The sequence below is a fragment of the Actinobaculum sp. 352 genome, assembly GCF_003957265.1.
Taxonomy (GTDB): Bacteria; Actinomycetota; Actinomycetes; order Actinomycetales; family Actinomycetaceae; genus Asp313.
The window spans coordinates 164998-182922 of record NZ_RQSN01000006.1 but is presented as its reverse complement, the minus strand read 5'-3'; the positions used below and the strand labels follow the sequence as shown (position 1 = coordinate 182922).

General features: G+C 62.4%; 13 protein-coding genes and 1 tRNA gene. 5 read left to right on the top strand and 9 right to left on the bottom strand.

All coding sequences use genetic code 11. The features are described from left to right. Window positions 1-12: 12 nt before the first annotated feature. The 6 genes from EKN07_RS08015 to EKN07_RS07990 form a co-directional block, all read right to left on the bottom strand. Entirely contained in the window at window positions 13-714 is a 702-nt protein-coding gene (locus EKN07_RS08015; RefSeq protein WP_126146116.1) for an LPXTG cell wall anchor domain-containing protein, read from the bottom strand. Continuing rightward, window positions 711-1781: a hypothetical protein gene (locus EKN07_RS08010; RefSeq protein ID WP_108716091.1), complete on the bottom strand. Its 1071-nt coding sequence runs from the start codon at window positions 1779-1781 to the stop codon at window positions 711-713. The genes EKN07_RS08015 and EKN07_RS08010 overlap by 4 nt, the downstream gene beginning before the upstream one ends. Next, window positions 1778-2032, bottom strand: a complete 255-nt coding sequence (locus EKN07_RS08005; RefSeq protein WP_108716092.1) for a hypothetical protein — start codon at window positions 2030-2032, stop codon at window positions 1778-1780. Before EKN07_RS08005 ends, EKN07_RS08010 begins: the two co-directional genes overlap by 4 nt. Beyond that, complete coding sequence (locus EKN07_RS08000) at window positions 2029-2280, bottom strand: helix-turn-helix domain-containing protein (RefSeq protein ID WP_108716093.1); 252 nt, start codon at window positions 2278-2280, stop codon at window positions 2029-2031. Before EKN07_RS08000 ends, EKN07_RS08005 begins: the two co-directional genes overlap by 4 nt. A 401-nt stretch (window positions 2281-2681) precedes the next feature. After that, window positions 2682-2755, bottom strand: a tRNA-Met gene (locus tag EKN07_RS07995). Between the two features lie 233 nt (window positions 2756-2988). Next, on the bottom strand, window positions 2989-6042 hold the full coding sequence (locus tag EKN07_RS07990) for a UPF0182 family protein (protein WP_240611238.1): 3054 nt from the start codon (window positions 6040-6042) through the stop codon (window positions 2989-2991). Window positions 6043-6277: 235 nt separating this feature from the next. Between EKN07_RS07990 and EKN07_RS07985 the strand changes: the two genes are divergently transcribed. Next, complete coding sequence (locus EKN07_RS07985) at window positions 6278-6814, top strand: PPA1309 family protein (RefSeq protein ID WP_108716095.1); 537 nt, start codon at window positions 6278-6280, stop codon at window positions 6812-6814. 105 nt (window positions 6815-6919) lie between these two features. Here EKN07_RS07985 and EKN07_RS07980 read toward each other — a convergent pair whose 3' ends face one another. Beyond that, the gene (locus EKN07_RS07980) at window positions 6920-8023 is read right to left on the bottom strand and encodes a S16 family serine protease (protein WP_126146115.1); all 1104 of its coding nucleotides are present in this window, start codon (window positions 8021-8023) and stop codon (window positions 6920-6922) included. A gap of 252 nt (window positions 8024-8275) precedes the next feature. Between EKN07_RS07980 and EKN07_RS07975 the strand changes: the two genes are divergently transcribed. Next, the gene (locus tag EKN07_RS07975; RefSeq protein ID WP_126146114.1) at window positions 8276-9757 is read left to right on the top strand and encodes a zinc-dependent metalloprotease; all 1482 of its coding nucleotides are present in this window, start codon (window positions 8276-8278) and stop codon (window positions 9755-9757) included. 149 nt (window positions 9758-9906) lie between these two features. Then, the gene (locus EKN07_RS07970; protein ID WP_126146113.1) at window positions 9907-11109 is read left to right on the top strand and encodes a hypothetical protein; all 1203 of its coding nucleotides are present in this window, start codon (window positions 9907-9909) and stop codon (window positions 11107-11109) included. On the opposite strand, the gene EKN07_RS07965 is transcribed toward EKN07_RS07970, so the two are convergent. Then, window positions 11097-13106: an ATP-dependent DNA helicase UvrD2 gene (locus EKN07_RS07965; protein ID WP_126146112.1), complete on the bottom strand. Its 2010-nt coding sequence runs from the start codon at window positions 13104-13106 to the stop codon at window positions 11097-11099. The genes EKN07_RS07970 and EKN07_RS07965 overlap by 13 nt on opposite strands. Before the next feature lie 272 nt (window positions 13107-13378). Between EKN07_RS07965 and EKN07_RS07960 the strand changes: the two genes are divergently transcribed. Then, complete coding sequence (locus EKN07_RS07960) at window positions 13379-14428, top strand: biotin/lipoate A/B protein ligase family protein (RefSeq protein WP_108716100.1); 1050 nt, start codon at window positions 13379-13381, stop codon at window positions 14426-14428. 42 nt (window positions 14429-14470) lie between these two features. Here EKN07_RS07960 and nudC read toward each other — a convergent pair whose 3' ends face one another. Then, window positions 14471-15403: an NAD(+) diphosphatase gene (gene nudC / locus EKN07_RS07955; protein ID WP_108716101.1), complete on the bottom strand. Its 933-nt coding sequence runs from the start codon at window positions 15401-15403 to the stop codon at window positions 14471-14473. A 290-nt stretch (window positions 15404-15693) separates the two neighbouring features. On the opposite strand from nudC, the gene glgX reads away from it, so the two are divergent. Further along, on the top strand, window positions 15694-17922 hold the full coding sequence (gene glgX / locus EKN07_RS07950) for a glycogen debranching protein GlgX (protein WP_241228156.1): 2229 nt from the start codon (window positions 15694-15696) through the stop codon (window positions 17920-17922). Window positions 17923-17925: the final 3 nt, after the last annotated feature.

Sequence of the window (17925 nt, the reverse complement as noted above, 5' to 3'; positions counted from 1 at the left end):
GGCCTCAGAAATCTACGGGCGGGCTCTGCGCGCCCACAGCATCAGGCCGCCACCAGCGGCGATCAGGCAGCCAGCGAGCACAGCCAGGGGCCCAGTCTCGTCCCCGGTAAGTGGCAGCTCGGCCGGCACGCCAGACGTGCTCACCTCAGCGGCCTGTGGAGTCGTGGCGGTCTGCGCCTCGGCGCGGCCGCGGGCATCCGTGGCCTGCCACGCCACAGCGCGCAGGACCCCACTCACCCGCGATGTCGCCGCGGCCACGGGCCGCTGCCCGGTCGCACTCTGTCCAGGATCAGCCACAGGCGCCTGCCCGGCCGCCTGCACGCGAGGGCCTACCGTCTGCGCCGGCGCCGGTACCGTGGCCGGTACGGTCACCGCCGGGGCAGGCTCAGTCGGCGCGGGCTCTACCGGCGTCACCGACGGCTCCGCTGGCGCCGTCGTAGGCTCAGGCTCCGGGGCCTCTGTCGGCTGTATCGGGTCTGGCTCGGTGGTAGGCTCCTCGACCGGCGCCGGGTCACTCGTCGGCGCAGTCGTGGGCTCAGGCTCCGGATTCGTCGGCGCCACAGGATCCGGCTCTACCGGCTCCTCGATAGGCGCCACAGTCGGGCTCGGGTCCGGCTCCGTCTCATCGGCCCACGCTGCGCCCCCGAGGCTCAGCCCCAGGCCGATCAGCATGGCACCCGTCCCCGCGGCCCACCGGGCAGTCTTTTCGCTCATGATGCTTTCCTTCCGTTATCTTGATCGGACTTCGTCGGTGTCCTCCTGGCGCGCAGGCGCGCCACCAGCTCCTGCAGCTGTTCGCGCACCTCCGTCGGCATAGGACCGGTCGGCTCCGCCGGATCAGCGACCGGTGCAGCCGCCCGACGTGCGCGTGTGAGGGGTGCAGGGCTCTGGGCGAGCTCCGTGACGCGGTGGATGGTGAGGCCAGCGGGATTCTGGGGCGAGGTCGGCCAGGGGTTGGCGTTGAGTGCCCGGTAGATCGCTCCCGTGGTCCAGCCGGTCGCCTGTGCGTGGCGCAGCGCGGCCGTGATCCGTCGGCCGGCGGCCGGGGTGAGACCAGTGCGCATCGGTGCGGGTATGCATGCGGTGATCAGCTGCCAGTCCGGGCCATCGGCCTCGGACTGCGGCTCACCCGGTGGATCCCGTGGTGGCGGGGCGTCTCCACCAACCACACCATCCGGCGGCTGAGCCGCTGGTTGGTTGGAAGGGAATTCCGAGTGTAACGAGGAATTCTTGGATACTTCGTTAGAAGTATGTGCCGCGCTTGACCGTGCCGCGCTAGAGCACGGCACGGTGGAATCTTCCGGCGAGTGTTTCCGCTGCTCAGACCGTGCGGCAACATCTGCCGCACGGCGGTTATCCACAGGCTGTGCCTCCGTCTTGCCTGTGGAAAACTCGGAGTCCGGGTGTGAGACACAGGCGCCGAGGGTGGCGGTGCGCAGCATCCCAGAGCTCATCATGCCGGTAACCTCGGCGCGGGCCTCCTCCACGCTGATCGGCGTATCCGATATCACGGTGATCTCCCGGACCTGACCCTCCCGCCGCGCACGGAACCGGAACCGGTACCCCTGCTCTTCCAACTCACGAAGCCCGCGACGGATGGCCTTCTCCCCCAGTCCACGGCCCATAAACGCTCTATAGCCACGCGGCGCGCCTGGTGGAAGCGAGAGCGAGACCATGAGCAGACTCAACGCTGGCAGGGAGAGCTCCCGGTCATGGATGACCGCATTAGAGAGGGCGGTCGAAGACCGGCGAACAACGAAATACTCAGGCGTATCCGTCATGATTGTCTCCTCTGCACGAGCCCACGATCACGCAGCTCCTCGATCGCGGCAATGATCTCGTCCTGGCTGAGTCCACGGCCGACAAGCTCGTGACCATCGGGCGAGACCCCCTCCACCACGCTCGCAATCACGAGATACACACCCAGCGCCGCATACGAGAGGCCCTCGTCAATCACCAGACGCCGGGGCACCACCATCACCGGCAGCTCCGCTGCCTCTACCCGCGGCCGCGAGGTCGGCGCCGAGATCATGACGCCTTCCCCAGTCCTGGCAGCGGTTCCTGACCATCACTACCCACGTCATCGTGAGTAGCTTGAGGCTCCAACAGAGCCTCGATGTCGGCGCGCCGGAAGCGCACCTGGCCATTCGGCAAGCGAATCGCAGGAATCTTTCCGGCACGCGCCCATCGGCCAAAAGTACGCTCCGACGCGAGGCCAGTCGTAGCCGCCTCGCGTGCAGTCATGATTTCTGGCAGGGATGCCGATAATCGTGCGTCCATGCGAACAGCATACACTCACTGGCAGAGTTGGCGCCAGTGACACACCCTGACGGTAATCGTTCAGGCTGCTAGAATTGGCGGTATGACTGCAACAACTTCACGCGTTGACTACACTGTCGCGCGATGCATCGGCGCCACAGTAAACCAATACCTTTTCTCTGCTGGACAGACAAAGACTGACCTTGCTCGCGCCCTTGGCATTGCGCCGACGAATGTTTCCCGCCGCATGCACGGTCGGGCCGACTGGTCCGTCGCTGAGCTATTGCTGACTGCAGAGTTCCTTGGCGTTGACGTGTCCGATCTGATGCCGCGTCGTGCTGCTGATGGCGGCTGGCTCCCTGCGCCGTTTGTTCCGGGTAAGGCGAAGGGGCCGGTCCTTTCGGGTCGGCCCCTTGATTCAGTGGCGGGGGGAGGATTTGAACCTCCGACCTCCGGGTTATGAGCCCGGCGAGCTACCGAACTGCTCCACCCCGCGTCGGCCTATCCAGTCTAGTCCCGAACCAAGCAGTGTTCAAAGTGCGGATCCGTGCCATCGCTCACAACGCCGCGCCGCCGCGCACAGAGTCCACCGAACGCAAGCACCCGCCGCCCCGCTCCGCTCATATGGCAGTGGGTCACCGGCACAGTGCCAAACCGTACCGGTGACCCAGCGAGGATCTGGCCGAGGCAGGCTGCTCGCGCCACCCGCACTCAGCTCAGAACCACGCCTCAGCCGCCATTAATTTCCTCCTGTGCGGCAATCGCCTCTCCAAGCGCCGACCGCAGCTTCTCCTGCGCGGCGCCGTAAGCGGCCCAATCACCTTGCCGCAAAGCCTCCTGAGAGCCCTCCATGGCCTCCTGCGCCTCGCTGAGTGCCGAATTCAAACGTTCCTGCGCGGACCCGGCAGCCGGGCTAGTGGTAGCCGACGGTTCAGCACTGGGTGACTGGCTAGCCTGCGCCGATGCCGTATCGCTCGGCTCGGCAGTTGGCTCGCCGCCGCCGTCGCCGTCAGTATCATCACCGGAAGGAGCAACCTGCTCCTTCTGCCCGGAGATATTCGCGTCCCCCGCTTCCGCTCCTGAGTCTCCGCCGAAGACCTGGTTTAGCGATTCCTCCAGGGTCGGCGCAAAACCAATGGTGTTGCCGTCACCGAAAGAAGTCAGCACATATTGCAACTGCGGATACTGTGTTCCAGAAGTCGCCTGTACGTATACCGGCTGCACGTACAGCAAGCCACCACCGACCGGCAAGGTCAGCAAGTTCCCCATCAGAACCTGTGTTCCGCCCTCGCGCAATAGATTGAGCTGAGTCGACACGGTGGAATTAGAAAGGAACGTTGCCTCGGCCTGGCCAGGACCGGGAACCGTCAAGTCACGCGGCAATTCCAACAACTGCAACTTGCCGTAACCCTCGCGGACCTTTCCCGCTTCAGCGCCGGCATTCGAGTCGACCGCTAGGAACCCGGTCATAATGTTGCGCTGTGTCGTACCGCCGGGGATGTAACCACTCGACAGCGAGAACACCGCTTCCTCCTGACCGGGCATCTGCAAGGTCAAGTAGTAGGGCGGTTGCTGTTCGGAGCTAGCATTGGATGCCGTCGGATCGGTCGGCACCTTCCAGAAATCCGAACCCGAATAGAAGGATGCAGCATCGGTGACGTGGTACTCGGTGAGCAGCTGACGCTGCACCTTGAAGAGGTCCTCCGGGTACCGCACATGCGACATCAAGTCGCCGGACATCTCCGACACCGGGGTCAGCATGCCCGGGAAAATACGATTCCACGCCTTGAGGATCGGATCATCGGCATCCCACTGGTACAGCGTCACCGAGCCGTCGTAGGCGTCCACAACCGCTTTGACCGAGTTGCGGATGTAGTTGACCTCCTCCGCGCGTTGCGTGTATGCGGTGGAATCCCCTGAACGCGAATCCTGCGTCGCGCTCGAAAGTGTCTGTCGCGCGGAGTACGGGTAGGAGTTCGACGTCGTGTACGCATCAATGATCCACACAAGACGCTTCGGGGTTTTTTCATCGCCGTCCATGTCCACAACAGCTGGGTAAGCTCGTGAATCCAGCGTCAGATACGGCGCGACCTTTGAGACGCGGTCGTGTGGATCGCGTTCGTAGAGGATCTGCGACTCGCTTGTTACGCGATCCGAGAAGAAGAGCTCTGTGGAGCGGAACTTAATCGCGAAGAGCAACTTGTCCCATGCATTACTGATCTTTGGGCCGCCGTCACCGCTGTAGGTGTTGTACACAAGGCCTTGGTCGGAGTCGTCCGGGTAATCCAACTCCCACGCTACAGTTCCCTTCGGAGCTCCGACCACGGAGTAGTCGGGTGAGTTCTGCCCGAAATACACCCGCGGCTCGTAGTCGCCCAGTTTGCCCTCGGACGGAATTCCTTGCTGGAAGAACTGCGGCACGCCCCGGTCCGTCGTCGTATTGCCGAAGGCGGCCGCAATGCCGTAGCCGTGCGTGTACACCGTGTGGTCATTCACCCAGGTACGTTGATCGTCATTGAGACCATCGAGGTTGAGTTCGCGCACGCCGATAACCGTGTCGCGCTCCGTGTCATCGATGTTGTAGCGGTCAACGGACAGTTGATCGGAGAACTCATAGTACTGCTTGTTCTGCTGCATTTGGTTGAAGGTCGGCGAGACGATATTGGGATCGAGCAGGCGGATCTGCGCGGTGGTCTCAGCGTCCTCACGCAACTGCCCGGCAGTCGCCTCCGTCGTCGCGGAATAGCTGGTTGTCTCGACGTCGTCCAGCCCATATGCCGTCAGTGTCGCATTGATATTGCGCTGAATATACTCCGACTCCATCTCAACGGCGTTCGGGTTCACACGGAAGGACTGGATCAGACTCGGGTATGCCCACGTGATGACAAGACTCGCAATCACCGCAACGACTATGCCCGTACCAACCAGCTTCCACAGGCCACGGATGGCAGCGAAGACGAACAGCAAAGCGATCAGCAGTGCTGCAATCGCCAGAATGGTACGACCGGGCAAGGAGGCATTAATGTCCGTGTACCCGGCTCCGGAGAACTTCGAATTGTCCGCCAACAGCATGTCATAGCGGCTCAGCCAGAAGTAACCAGCCCCCAAAAGCGCGGCCACCGCTCCGAGAATCCCGAAGTGGATACGGGCCCGGTTCGAGAGCTTCAAGCGCCCATTAGCGGCACCGATGCCTCCGTAGAGATAGTGCCCGACGACGGCGGCCAATGCGCCGACCACAAGGAGGGTGATCGCCAGACTCAAGAGGGAATGCAGCAACGGCAGAGAAAAGACGTAAAAGCTGACGTCCTTGCCGAACTGGGGGTCGGTTTGGCCGAAGGGCGTGCGATACAGCCATGTGACGTAGGCACGCCACTGACCGGAGAGCGGCGCTCCGAGCAGCACTCCAAGCACCAACGGCACCACTAGGCGGACCAACCACGGGTGATTCTCGACCTGATCGCGGTATCCGGCCAGAGACCGCGAATCGGTGCCGGACGCGTCGGTCCTTCCTTCCTTGGGCCGGGACAGCAGCATGTTAATAAGGACGACGACGGCCACAAGTACCGTGCCGATCACTCCAAGGGCCACCGCCCAACCCCACTGCGTCCAGAACACGCGCCCGGCGTGCAGTTGATTGAACCACTTGACTTCGGTCCAGACATTGGCCATTACAACAAGAGCAACGACCAGCAGCCCCAGGACTATGAGGGTCGGGACAAATACTCCCCCGGCTCGCGGAACCTCGCGTTTACGGGCGGGCCGGGACATATGCGGTATAGACACGCAGATACCTCGCAACAGAATTGAGCAAGTGCCAGAGCACATCGATATACGTGTCTAACCTATCCGATTCGCCGACAAATTCCCACAGTGACCGTGCCGGATTTGCCCGTAGCGTGCGTCGGCGCTCGCTTCAAGCACCGCCCAAGCCCCGTTATCTCGCCCATACGCGCCGCCTTCCGAACACGAATCGCCGCCAGCAACCGCGCGCCCGATCACCCTGTGAGACACTGGTGCGGTGAACGACAACACCATTGCTGCCACCGTCAAGGAGATTGAGCGCTATGTCGCAAACGCGGGATGGGATGCTCCTATCCGCGTCTTCGCTCTTATTCGCTCCGCGCAGGCGCTGGCTACCCATCCCGAACTTGCGGCGGAGCTTCCCGCCGACGTTCCGCTGGCCGCTGCGGAAAACCCCGATGCATTATTCTCCGTTGAGCAAGAAGGCTTACCCCCGGCGGACTCCATCGGGGAGCTACTCGCGCAACTCGCCTGGCCCGAAACCGTCACCGGAGCCGCCCTCACCTGCGAACGTGTGACTCTGCCACCGCAGGCCGAAAAAGACATTCCCGCCAACCCGCAGGAAGCAGAGAAATTCATCGCCACCGACCCGCGCCGCGAGGAAATTCGTATGGCCGTGGGCGTATTACGCTCCGGCGAATCGTGGTGCGCCATCCGTATGCGCTCCCACGATAACGACGACGAAGTGCTAGGTTCCCCCGATCTGGTGCCAGAGCTGGTGGCGGCACTGCGCGCCACCTTCGCACAGGAATAACCTCGCCAAGGAACGCGCTACCGTGGGCAGAGGGCCAAGCGCAGCGGTGGCGGGCAGCTGCGCCCTGTGTCCTCCGCCCTCGGTTTCCCGGCTCCGGCAACAACGCTACTGCGTAGCCTCAACCACTTGCCTGCAGGTGGTGAGCCCCGACGTATCGCCATTGCCGATCGCCTCTGCGGCGGCAATCGAATCGTCAAGAGTCCGCACGGCAAAGATCTGCATGTTGTCCGGCTCGTATCCGATCGTCTCGGTGCAATTCTCTGCCGGGGCCAGAAAGTAGGTGGCGCCCTCCTCGGCTGCGCCGACTAACTTGTGCTGGATACCGCCAATGGCACCGATCTCGCCACTGTACGAAACGGTTCCTGTGCCGGCGATGATGTTGTCACCGCCCAGCGATCCCTCCGTGAGTTCGTCGTAGATGGCGAGCGCAAACATATTGCCCGCCGAGGGTCCGCCTATATCGTTGACGCCGTAGCTAATATCCACCGGGAAATCCAGATCCTCCGAGTTCACGTAAATGCCCAGACGCGATCCCGGATGCACCCACCCGGTGCTATCCGCCTCATAGGGGGACGTCGTCACCGTCCCCTGGCGCTCATCACCATCGCGCGTGAACCCGATAACGACCTGCTTGCCGCCGGGCACATCCGCCAGAACCGTTGAAAGGTCGGCGAACGTCGTCAGCTGCGTCGTCGTCCCGTCATAGGTTATGGAGGTGAGAATGTCACCTTCCTGCAGCACGTGTCTCGCACCGGAATCATCGGCCACCCCGGCCACTGAGAGTGTCATGGGCGTCGTGTAGCCCGCCTTGGCCAAACCCGCAACCGCAGCAGAATCCTGGGAACTGGTCATCAATTGCGCATTCTTCTCGTCCACCTGCTCGGCGCTCTGCTCAGCGGAATACAACGAACGTACCGGCACCGTTTGCGAGTCCTTCATAAGCAGGGCCAGCAGGGCCTGTGCCCCCGGCACGCCCATATCAGCAGTGCCATATGCACTGACGGTGGTCATATAGAACCGTGTGTCGCTCGGGTAGGTAGAGGCACCGGTAATCGTGAGGATCGGAGTATCCTCACCGGCGTCACCCGTGACATCGATGGCCGGCCCCGCCTGCTCCACGATGAGAGAAGAGGGCATAACAAGAGAAACGGCGGCCAGTACTCCGAAAAGACCACCGGCAATACTCAGACGACGATTACGCACAGGCATATGATGCCTCATTTCGCTGGAAGAACCCCAAAGCGGCGGAGTGCACGTCGCACCCGGTGCGGTGCAAGCATCGTCACCATCGTCACTGCCCAGGCGTAACCGCACATTCCCGCTCTCCGCCCTCGGCGTAGAAGTGCACGTCCATTTGGCGCAACGCAATATCCTTAGCTTCGGACGGAATCCGCATGCCCTGCGGCAGAATCCACTCCGGGTGGTTAGGGTCGTATATGAAGAAAGACGTGAGGAGCGGTTATGAGCGAGTTGGGTGATGGGCAGACACCCGATCAGTGGGAGCAAATGCTACGCGCGGTGCTGGGCGACCACGCAGCGGAGCAGATCCTCGAACAAATGCGCTCGCAGGGTATCGACCCCGGAGAGCAGCTCTCGCAGATGATGTCCCCCGCGAATTTCAACGCCGTGGTGTCGCAGGTCAAGGACATGCTCGGGTCTTCCGGCGACGGCCCCGTCAACTGGAAGGTCGGGGAGCGCATGGCACGGCAGACGGTTCAACAGGAGCATTACGATACGCTGCTCGCCGCAGACGCTGATCGCGCCCGTTCTGCTCTGCAGACGGCCAGCCTCTGGCTGGATCCGGCGACCGCCATTGACCCCTGCACCGGGCCGAACCAGGCGTGGAGTCGCCTGGACTGGGTGGCCCACACCTTGGCGACTTTCAAGCGGCTGACGGAGCCGGTAGGCGCCAATGTTTCCCGTGCCTTCATCACTGCCATGCATGAGGAGCTTGCGCATGCGCCAGAAGAGATGCGCAGGCTGATGGGCGGTAATACGGAACACATGATGCGCAGTATGATCGCCTCCCTGCTGGGCATGCAGTATGGCGTCGGCTTGGCAGAGCTTGCTGCCACCTCTTTTGGAACCTCGGATGCGGGCCTTCCCCTTGTTGAGGGGCAAACGGCCGCGCTTGTCCCCGCCAATGTGGCCGACTTCGCCGATGGACTCGATATCGACACCGACGAGGTAACCCTTTTCGTCGCCGTGCGCGAACAAGCCGCAGCGCGCCTGTACTCGCGCGTGCCCTGGCTGCGAGCACGAGTACTTGACACCGTTGCCGCATACGCCAGCGAGATCGCCATCGACACGGCATCCATCGAGGAACGAGTACGTGAGATGGGGCTGGATCTGCAGAAAATGCAGGAACTGGACCTCTCCGAAGTCTTCTCGCAGGACCCCACCGCGGGCCAGCGCGAGACGCTGGAGCGCCTCGAACATCTGCTTTCTCTGGTGGAGGGCTGGGTCAGCGCGGTCTCTGCGCAGGCCGTTGCCGCACAATTACCACACGCGGTGCCACTCGGAGAGATGTTCACCCGCCGCAGTGCAACCGAGTCCCCGGCTAACCAGGTGTTTGGCCCGCTGGTCGGCCTCGAACTCAAGCCGCGGCGCATACGGGAGGCGGAGACGTTCTGGCGAATGGCACTGGATAGTCTCGGTATCGAGGGCCGCGACCACCTGTGGAGTCACCCCGACTTGTTGCCGGGGCCGAAGGCCTTGGAGGACCCGGCCGCCTTCTTCGCCGGGGAGGATTCTTCCCCGGTTGCAGACGAGCTGGATGCGTTCCTCGCCGAGGTTCTCGCCTCCGCCGACGACGCCGACACGTCGTCGAACGGTTCTGAGCAGGGCGGTGGCGCGCACGCCACCGATGAGGCCACCGGTGACCAGAGCGGCAATGAGCAACATGATGCCGGCAGCGACGCCCCGGGTGAGGCCAACGCCTAGCGGTACTCGTGGAAGGCCCGCAGGACCAGGAACACCCCCACTCGAAGCGCTGCGAGAACCACCAGCGGCCTAGCTGCACTAGCAGTCGGCTCTTCGCCGCGCAGTGCCAATCCCCACCTGTGTATGGCGTAAACCGGCCAACGAGCGGCGTGGCTACTATCGTCCTGCCGGTCCTGACGGAGGCGATAGATAGGGGTGGGGCCATGCAGATCATTCCCGAATTAGGCGTTTTCTGGCGCAACAATGCCACGTTGCAGATCGGACTCGACCCGCGGGTGCGTATCTGGGTTGACGGCCTCACGAGGCATGAGCAAAGCCTCGTCTCTTTGCTCACCCGCGATCACACCATCCCCGAGCTCGACAGGCTCGCCGCCAGCCACCATGTGACGCCCGAGCGGCTGGCCAGAATATTGGCCATGCTTCGCCGGGCCGGAGTGCTGCGCGAAGCCGCAGACGCCCAGGAGGCTGCCGGAACCACCGTCTCGGCCACTATTGACCCAAAACTCGCCGTCGCGGAAGCGAATCTGGAACAAGAGCCGAAGGCTGCCACGGCATGCATTTCATCCGCGGTAGGACATTTGGAAGGCGCACCGGCCACCGCTGGTGATAAGGACCCGGCCGCCGCACAGCTCGCCCTTATCAACAGTGATGCTCATCCGCGCACCGACTGCCGGGTGCGCATCTGCGGGCTCGATCCTCTCGGAGTGGCGATCGGCCTTTCGCTGGCAACCCAGGGCATCGGAACAATTCTCTTTTCGGACCCGCAGCCCGTCGGCGCGGCGGATCACTGCGCACTCTGGCCGCGCTGGCAGGGCCTGCCACGCGAACGCGCCTTCCTGACCGCACTGCGGCAGGTGAATCCACGAATTCGCACCGGGAGTGCCTCCGGCGGTAACAGCGAAGAAGCGCACCTGAGCGTTGTCACCGGCTCACGGCTGGCGAATCCACGCAGCACCATGCACCTCATGGCCTCGGGAACTCCCCACATGTTGCTGTGGACGGAGGACATCGATGTCTGCGTCGGCCCCTTGGTTGAGCCACACCGCAGTGCATGCGCAGAATGCCTCTACAAAGAACGTCTCGAAGAAGACGCCTGTTGGGCGCTGCTCGCGGCGCAGGCGGCAGGCAGCGCGCCGCTGGTCACCTCCGGCCCCGCACTCGGATTAGCGGCATCCCTGGCGACACATGCCATCCTTAGCCTGCTCGACGGGCTCGGCAACCCACTGCAGAATCGGCAGTGGAGAGTACCACCGCTGCCCGAACCTCCCTATCAGGTGGAGGTGCAACCGCACTCCTCATGCGGCTGCACCAGCCAGGAACCACGCCTGCAGGCGCTCACTCAATTGGCGTAATCGGTGCGGAATGCCGCAATAATGTGCAGGATATCGTCTCCCCAGCTGGCGAGCTTGGTATCGCCGATTCCTTTAATCCGGCCGAGCGCGGGTAACGTCATCGGTTTTGCGATGGCGATCGCACGCAGGGTTGTGTCGTGTAAAACGGTGTACGGTGGGCGCCCCATTTCCCGTGCACGTGCCGTACGCCAGGCAGCCAGCTCCTCGAAAAGCGCCACGTCCTCGCCGTGCTCGGCGACGAAAGCCGCAGCCTCCGCCGTGCGCCTCTGCCGATAACTGGTGGCGCGAGAGACGGGCTTCTCCTCTCGTGGCCACAGCGGAGAGAGAAACCGCGATACCTTCCTCCCCGCGCGCGATCCGTTTCCTTTCGCATACGAGAGGTATAGCTGCTCTTTCGCGCGGGTCACCCCGACGTACAGCAAACGCCTCTCCTCCGCCACATCGGCGGCACGTTTTGCCAAGGAGATGGGCAAAAGCCCCTCGCTGAGCCCCGTCAAGAACACCACACGCCATTCCAGGCCCTTCGCCGCATGCAGCGACGACAGCGTCACCCCGTCCACCTCCGGGGTGTTCTGCGTCTGGGCTCTTTCTTCCAACTCACGAACGAAATCCAGCATGCTTGCCGAGCGCACATGTTCCATTTCTGTAGCGAGATTGAGCAGCGCATTGAGCGCATCCCACCTCTCCCGCACCGCACCCGCCACCTCGGGAGCCTCGTCGCGCCATCCCATTTGCCGCAGTGTCGCACGAACATTGTCCGCTAGCGGCCCCTGAACACCGGAGCGTGCCGCGGCCCGCAGAGCAACCATGGCTTCCCGCACCTCGCGGCGGGAGAAGAAACGTTCAGAGCCGCGCAGCGTGTAGCCCACGCCAACGTTGGACAACGCCGCCTCGAACTCAGCCGATTGGGCGTTGGTCCGGTACAGAATCGCCATGTCTCCCAGTGGCACCCCGGCAAGCTGTAACTCGCGAATATTGCTTGCGATATCCGCCGCTTCCGCCGCGTCGTCCTCATATTCCTTCCACTTCACCGGGACACCGGAAGGGACCTGCGATACCAGCCGCACCGCTCCTTCGGACACATCGGAGGCGATCACATCATTGGCAGTAGCGACGATCTGAGGCGTCGAGCGGTAATCACGTATCAGCTCTATAACCCGCGCATCCTTGAACTCGTCGGTGAAATGCGCCAGGTAGAGCGAGGAGGCACCCGTGAACGAGTAAATGGTCTGTGATACATCGCCGACGACACAGAGTTCTCGGCTTTCGCCCAGCCAGAGCTGCAAAAGCCGGTGTTGCAGGGGTGAGACGTCCTGATACTCGTCGACTGTGAAATGACGATACTGCCCACGAATCTGCCGGGCGATATCCGGCCGGTCGAGAAGGATCCCCACCAGATACAGGAGCGTATCCTCAAAATCGATCTGGTGCGCGTCCTCCTTAACCTCTTCATACACACGTAGCAGCTGGACGATTTCGGCGGCGGAATGCCCAGCCACATCAATATGACCGGCGGCCGCCGCACGTTCTGCATACGCCTCGGGCGTGATCAGTGAAACCTTCGCCCACTCGATTTCCGCGGTGAGATCGCGCACCGCAACGCGGTCGTAGGACATGCCGAGCCGTGCCGCGGCCTGTGCCACCAGTGCACCCTTGTGTTCCGTGACCGGCGGCATGCGTCCACCTATCGCGGTGGACCAGAAGTAGTTCAACTGGCTGAGTGCGGCAGCGTGAAAGGTACGAGCGACGACGCCGGACACTCCGAGATCGCGCAGGCGGGAACGCATCTCACCGGCGGCTCGCGCGGTGAATGTCACGGCAAGTACATGGTTCGGCTCGAAAGCGCCCGCGTGCACCCCATAGGCTATCCGATAGGTGATGGCGCGAGTCTTTCCGGTGCCCGCACCGGCACGCACACATAAGGGCCCGCGCAAATGAGTGGCGACCTCACGCTGCTCCGGATCCAGATGCTCCAGTAACTCTTGCGGCGTTTCCATTCCAAGCCTTCCCGGTTCTCTACCAATTCCGACTCATCCGCGTTGCGACCAACGCGCGACCGCCACCCGAATACGATGCACGGAATACGCTCAGCATTGGAAGTGTACCCCGCGCTGATCGCATCGGCCGACGCCGCTATGCTCAGTCTGGCACGCCGCTCCGACACGGCTGGGTCACAATGCACACGCGTCCGAAATCGGCGGACCCTGACGTGCCCGGTTGCACTATTTTTGTGCTACCCATAGCCCGCCACTTACAGGACAATAGTCCCATGCATGGTGAGTACAAGGTTCCCGGCGGCAAACTCGTCGTCGTCGATCTGGATGAGGCGGACGGACTGCTGCGCAATGTCAGCGTATCGGGTGATTTCTTCCTCGATCCTGATGAGGCTCTGTCCCGCATCACCGCAGCGATCGAAGGTCTCCCCCGCGATATTGCCGCAGCCGATATCGCCGACCGAATTCAAAGCGCACTCGATCCAATGGACCATCTTCTCGGCATCACACCGATCAGCGTGGCGATCGCCGTCCGGCGCGCGGTGGGTTTTGCGCTCGATTGGGATGATATCGACTTCGAAGTCATTCACGGCCCGGTGGTTGACCCGATGGTCAATGTGGCCATGGATGAAACCCTCACGGAAGATGTTGCCGTCGGCCGCCGTAAACCCTTCATGCGATTGTGGGAATGGAATCGCCCGCAAGTGGTTATGGGATCGTTCCAGTCCTACGCCAACGAGATCAACCAGGAGGGCGTGGACCGCTACGGCATCACCGTCTCGCGCCGCATCACCGGCGGCGGAGCCATGTTCATGGAGCCGGGAAACTGCGTCACCTTCTCTCTCGTCGTCCCCACTGCACTGGTAGATGGAATGAGTTTCGAGCAGTCCTACCCCTTCCTCGATCAGTGGGTACTTGAGGCATTGGCGAAGGTCGGCATCAGAGCCACATATGTGCCGCTGAACGATATCGCCTCCGATAAGGGAAAGATCGGTGGCGCTGCCCAGAAGCGCTGGGCCAACGGCTTCATGGTGCATCACGTGACAATGTCCTACGACATTGACGCACACAAGATGCTGGAGGTACTGCGTATCGGCAAAGAGAAGATTCGTGACAAGGGCACACGATCAGCCGTGAAACGTGTTGACCCCATGCGCTCTCAGACCGGCTTGCCCCGCTCCGAGATCCTGGACGTCTTCTACAAGACCTTCCAGGAGAAGTACGATGCGACACCGGGCGAGATCACCGCGGTGGACATCGCCGTCGCGCAAGAGCGTTGCCGCACGAAATTCTCCACTGACGAATGGACGCACCGAATCCCGTGAGGAAGGCGGATGGCTTGGTGCCGTCGGCGCGCTCCGCGGGTCCTACCGGCCCGCCATGACCTCGGCGAAGGACCTGCCCAACCACGCCTGTACCAAACTGGCCGCAACCGATGTAGGCGTCGGCATCCGTATTTCCCCAGCCCGTAGCTGCTGGCAAAACTCCTCCCGCGAGAAGAAGTGGGCGTGCGCCATCTCTTTACCGTCAACGGCCAACTCCGCTTCGCTCTGCTCTGTCCAGCCATCGAAGGCCAACATGAGAGAACGGGGAAAGGGCCACGGTTGTGAACCGTAGTATTCAACTCGGCCGACCGTGATATGCGTCTCCTCAAAAACCTCTCTGCGTACGGCGGCTTCCAGGGTCTCCCCCGCTTCGACGAATCCGGCCAACACCGAATACCGGCCCGGACCCCATGCCGAGTTTCTTCCCAGCAGTAGGCGATCATCAGGATCGTGGATGGCCATAATCACAGCCGGATCAATGCGCGGAAACACCTGGTGCCCGGCCGGGCAGGCCATGTCCCAGCCGGTGAAGCGTTGTTCGAGTTGCTCCCCGCACCGTTGGCAGAAATGGGTGACGCGACGCCAGTTGAGTATGGCCACGGCTCCGACGGCCAATGCCGTGTCGCGATCAGCCCATTCGTGCGCCCAGAGACGCACCGGACGCAACTGTGGGAAGTGCGTCGGCAGAACATCGTCGGAGGGAACGAGATCTGTGATATCACAGCCGAAATAGTAGTGCTCACCATCCCGTCCGAGGTATGCGGCGTCATGCGCATTCCACTGCGTTGCCTCGCGGCGTTCCAGGAACAGCAGCCGCCCCTGCGCGTTCGGATTAATTGCGACTGAATCGCCGGCCACGAGAAGATAACGTGCCTGGGGTGAAAGGCGCGCGGTAGCAAGCGCACGTGGATCGTTACGCGTGAGTTCGTCGCGGTCGATCCTTCCCCGAGCCAAACTGAGACCGATATAGGGCATAGCGTCTCCTCTGAACAGCGCAGTCGACTACTTGGGATCATACCCGCTACCCGGCGCCCACAGCTCTAGGCCGCAAGATGCAGCACGAGGCGATACTGGCATGCATCGCCGACACCATTGGGCAGCAGCACTCGCCCGCAACACGCATGAATACTTATCCTCACCGTGAGACATTCACCTCTCGGTAACTGCACCACTTGGTGCAATACGCGCCACATGTTCGCTGGAAGCGGGACATACGCCACGTCTTTCCTGCCACGGCAAAAGAGATTTCCTGTAATAATGCCGCTGTGACAACCTTGACGGCGGCTCTTCCGCTCGAAACCCGGTACACCCCACGCGATCCCGAACCTACCTCGCGAGCGCTCAGCATGCCGGTCCAACTCGGCGCCCACCTCGCTGGTGATGGTGCCGACTTTGCTCTGCGTGCACCACACGCCTCTGCGGTACATCTATGCCTTATCGATTCCACCCCGGCCGGACTGGTGGAACGGCGCTTCGCGCTCCGTTCACAACTGGGCACCTGGTCAGGGCACGTTTCCGGCGTTACTGCCGGACAACGCTATGGCTACCGCGTTTTCGGCCGCTGGTCGCCCGAGTCCGGTCTGATCTACAACCCGGCCAAGCTCTTGCTAGATCCTTACGCACGCGCCGTTACCGGCTCTCCGGTCCTAGCACCCGCGCTCTACGCTCATCGCACCGACGACGCGTTGACACCGCTCTCCTCGGCGACCCTGGAAGAGGACGACCGCGATTCCGCTCCGTATATGGCGTACGGCGTCGTTGTTCCCGAGAACACAATGCCGATTCGACATCCCTACACCGCCTGGGATCGAACGGTTATCTATGAGGCACATGTCAAGGGCTTGACCAAACTATCGCCCGACCTGCCCGAGGAGCTGCGGGGAACCTACGCCGGGCTGGGACATCCGGCCACCGTCTCTTATTTGAAGAACCTCGGAATCACGGCCATCGAGCTTCTGCCCATCCACGCGAAAATGTCCGAGCCGTTCCTCACCCGCAAAGGGCTTGTGAACTACTGGGGATACAACACCCTCAACTTCTTCTCACCCGAACCGTCCTATGCCACACATGCGGCCCAGGAAGCCGGCGCCGTCGCGGTTCTCAACGAGGTCCGCTCGGCTATCAATAGTCTGCACGACGCCGGAATTGAAGTCATCCTTGACGTGGTTTACAACCACACCTGCGAGGCCGGCATCACCGGCCCGACCGTATCTTGGCGCGGCATCGACCAACCGTCGTATTACATGCAGGCGCCGGACAATCCCGGCCAGCTGTTAGACACCACGGGGTGCGGAAATTCGCTCGACTTCCGGCGCCAGACCGTGCTGAAGATGACCCTCGATTCTCTGCGCTACTGGGTCACGGAGATGGGTGTGGACGGATTCCGTTTTGACCTCGCCGTAACGCTCGGGCGCAACGGGGAGCAGTTCGACACTCATCATCCGTTCTACATGGCGCTGACAACCGACCCGGTGCTCTCAACGGTCAAACTCATTAACGAGCCGTGGGACTTGGGCCCCAACGGCTGGCAGACCGGCCGGTTCCCGCTGCCCACCGCCGACTGGAATGATCACTTTCGCGATACGACACGTGCCTTCTGGCTCGGCCAGCCACGCATGCTTATGGCCGGCGGGCAGGGAGGCGACCTACGGGACATCGCGACTCGCCTGGCCGGCTCCGCCGATTTGTTCGGACACGGCCGGGTGCCGGGAGGCCGTGGCGCCTACGCCTCCATCAACTTCGTCACCGCCCACGACGGTTTCACGCTTCGCGACCTCGTCTCCTTCGATTCAAAACACAACGAGGCGAATCTGGAAGACAATCGCGATGGAACCAATGACAACAAATCGTGGAACCACGGCTGGGAGGGCATCGGCCAGGAGGGCGACGAGCCGCCGCGTACCGTGCGCGAACGGCGACGTCTTTCCATGCGAAATCTGCTCGGCACGCTTATCCTCGCCACGGGCACGCCCATGATCACCGCCGGCGACGAGATCGGCCGTTCCCAGCAGGGCAATAACAACAGTTACTGCCAGGACAACAAGCTCTCCTGGGTCGACTGGGACCTGGAGGAATGGCAGCGCGACCAGCTGGAAACGACATCGTATCTGTTGCGCCTGCGCCACGAACATCGCGTGTTACGCCCGAAGCACTTCTTCTCCGACGGGCCCGGCCCCCTCGATCCGGTCAGCGACCTAACATGGCTGGATGCCAGCGGCCATCCAATGCCCGACCATGCCTGGTTCGACTCGTCGTACCGAACACTGCAGATGCTTCGCTCCGGGCAAGGTCGCGACGTCGACGCACTGATCGTCTTCAACGGCTCACTATCACGGGCAGCATTCACGATTCCGGAGGGCCGAGGCACCTCATTCAAACTCGTCTGGGATTCCTCGTGGCCGCGCCCCCGACGTCGCCATGAAGTATACGCCCCAGGTGCGAGCACATCCATGGGGCCGCTGTCCATGCGTCTGTACTTGGCCAATCCGCAGTGAGGG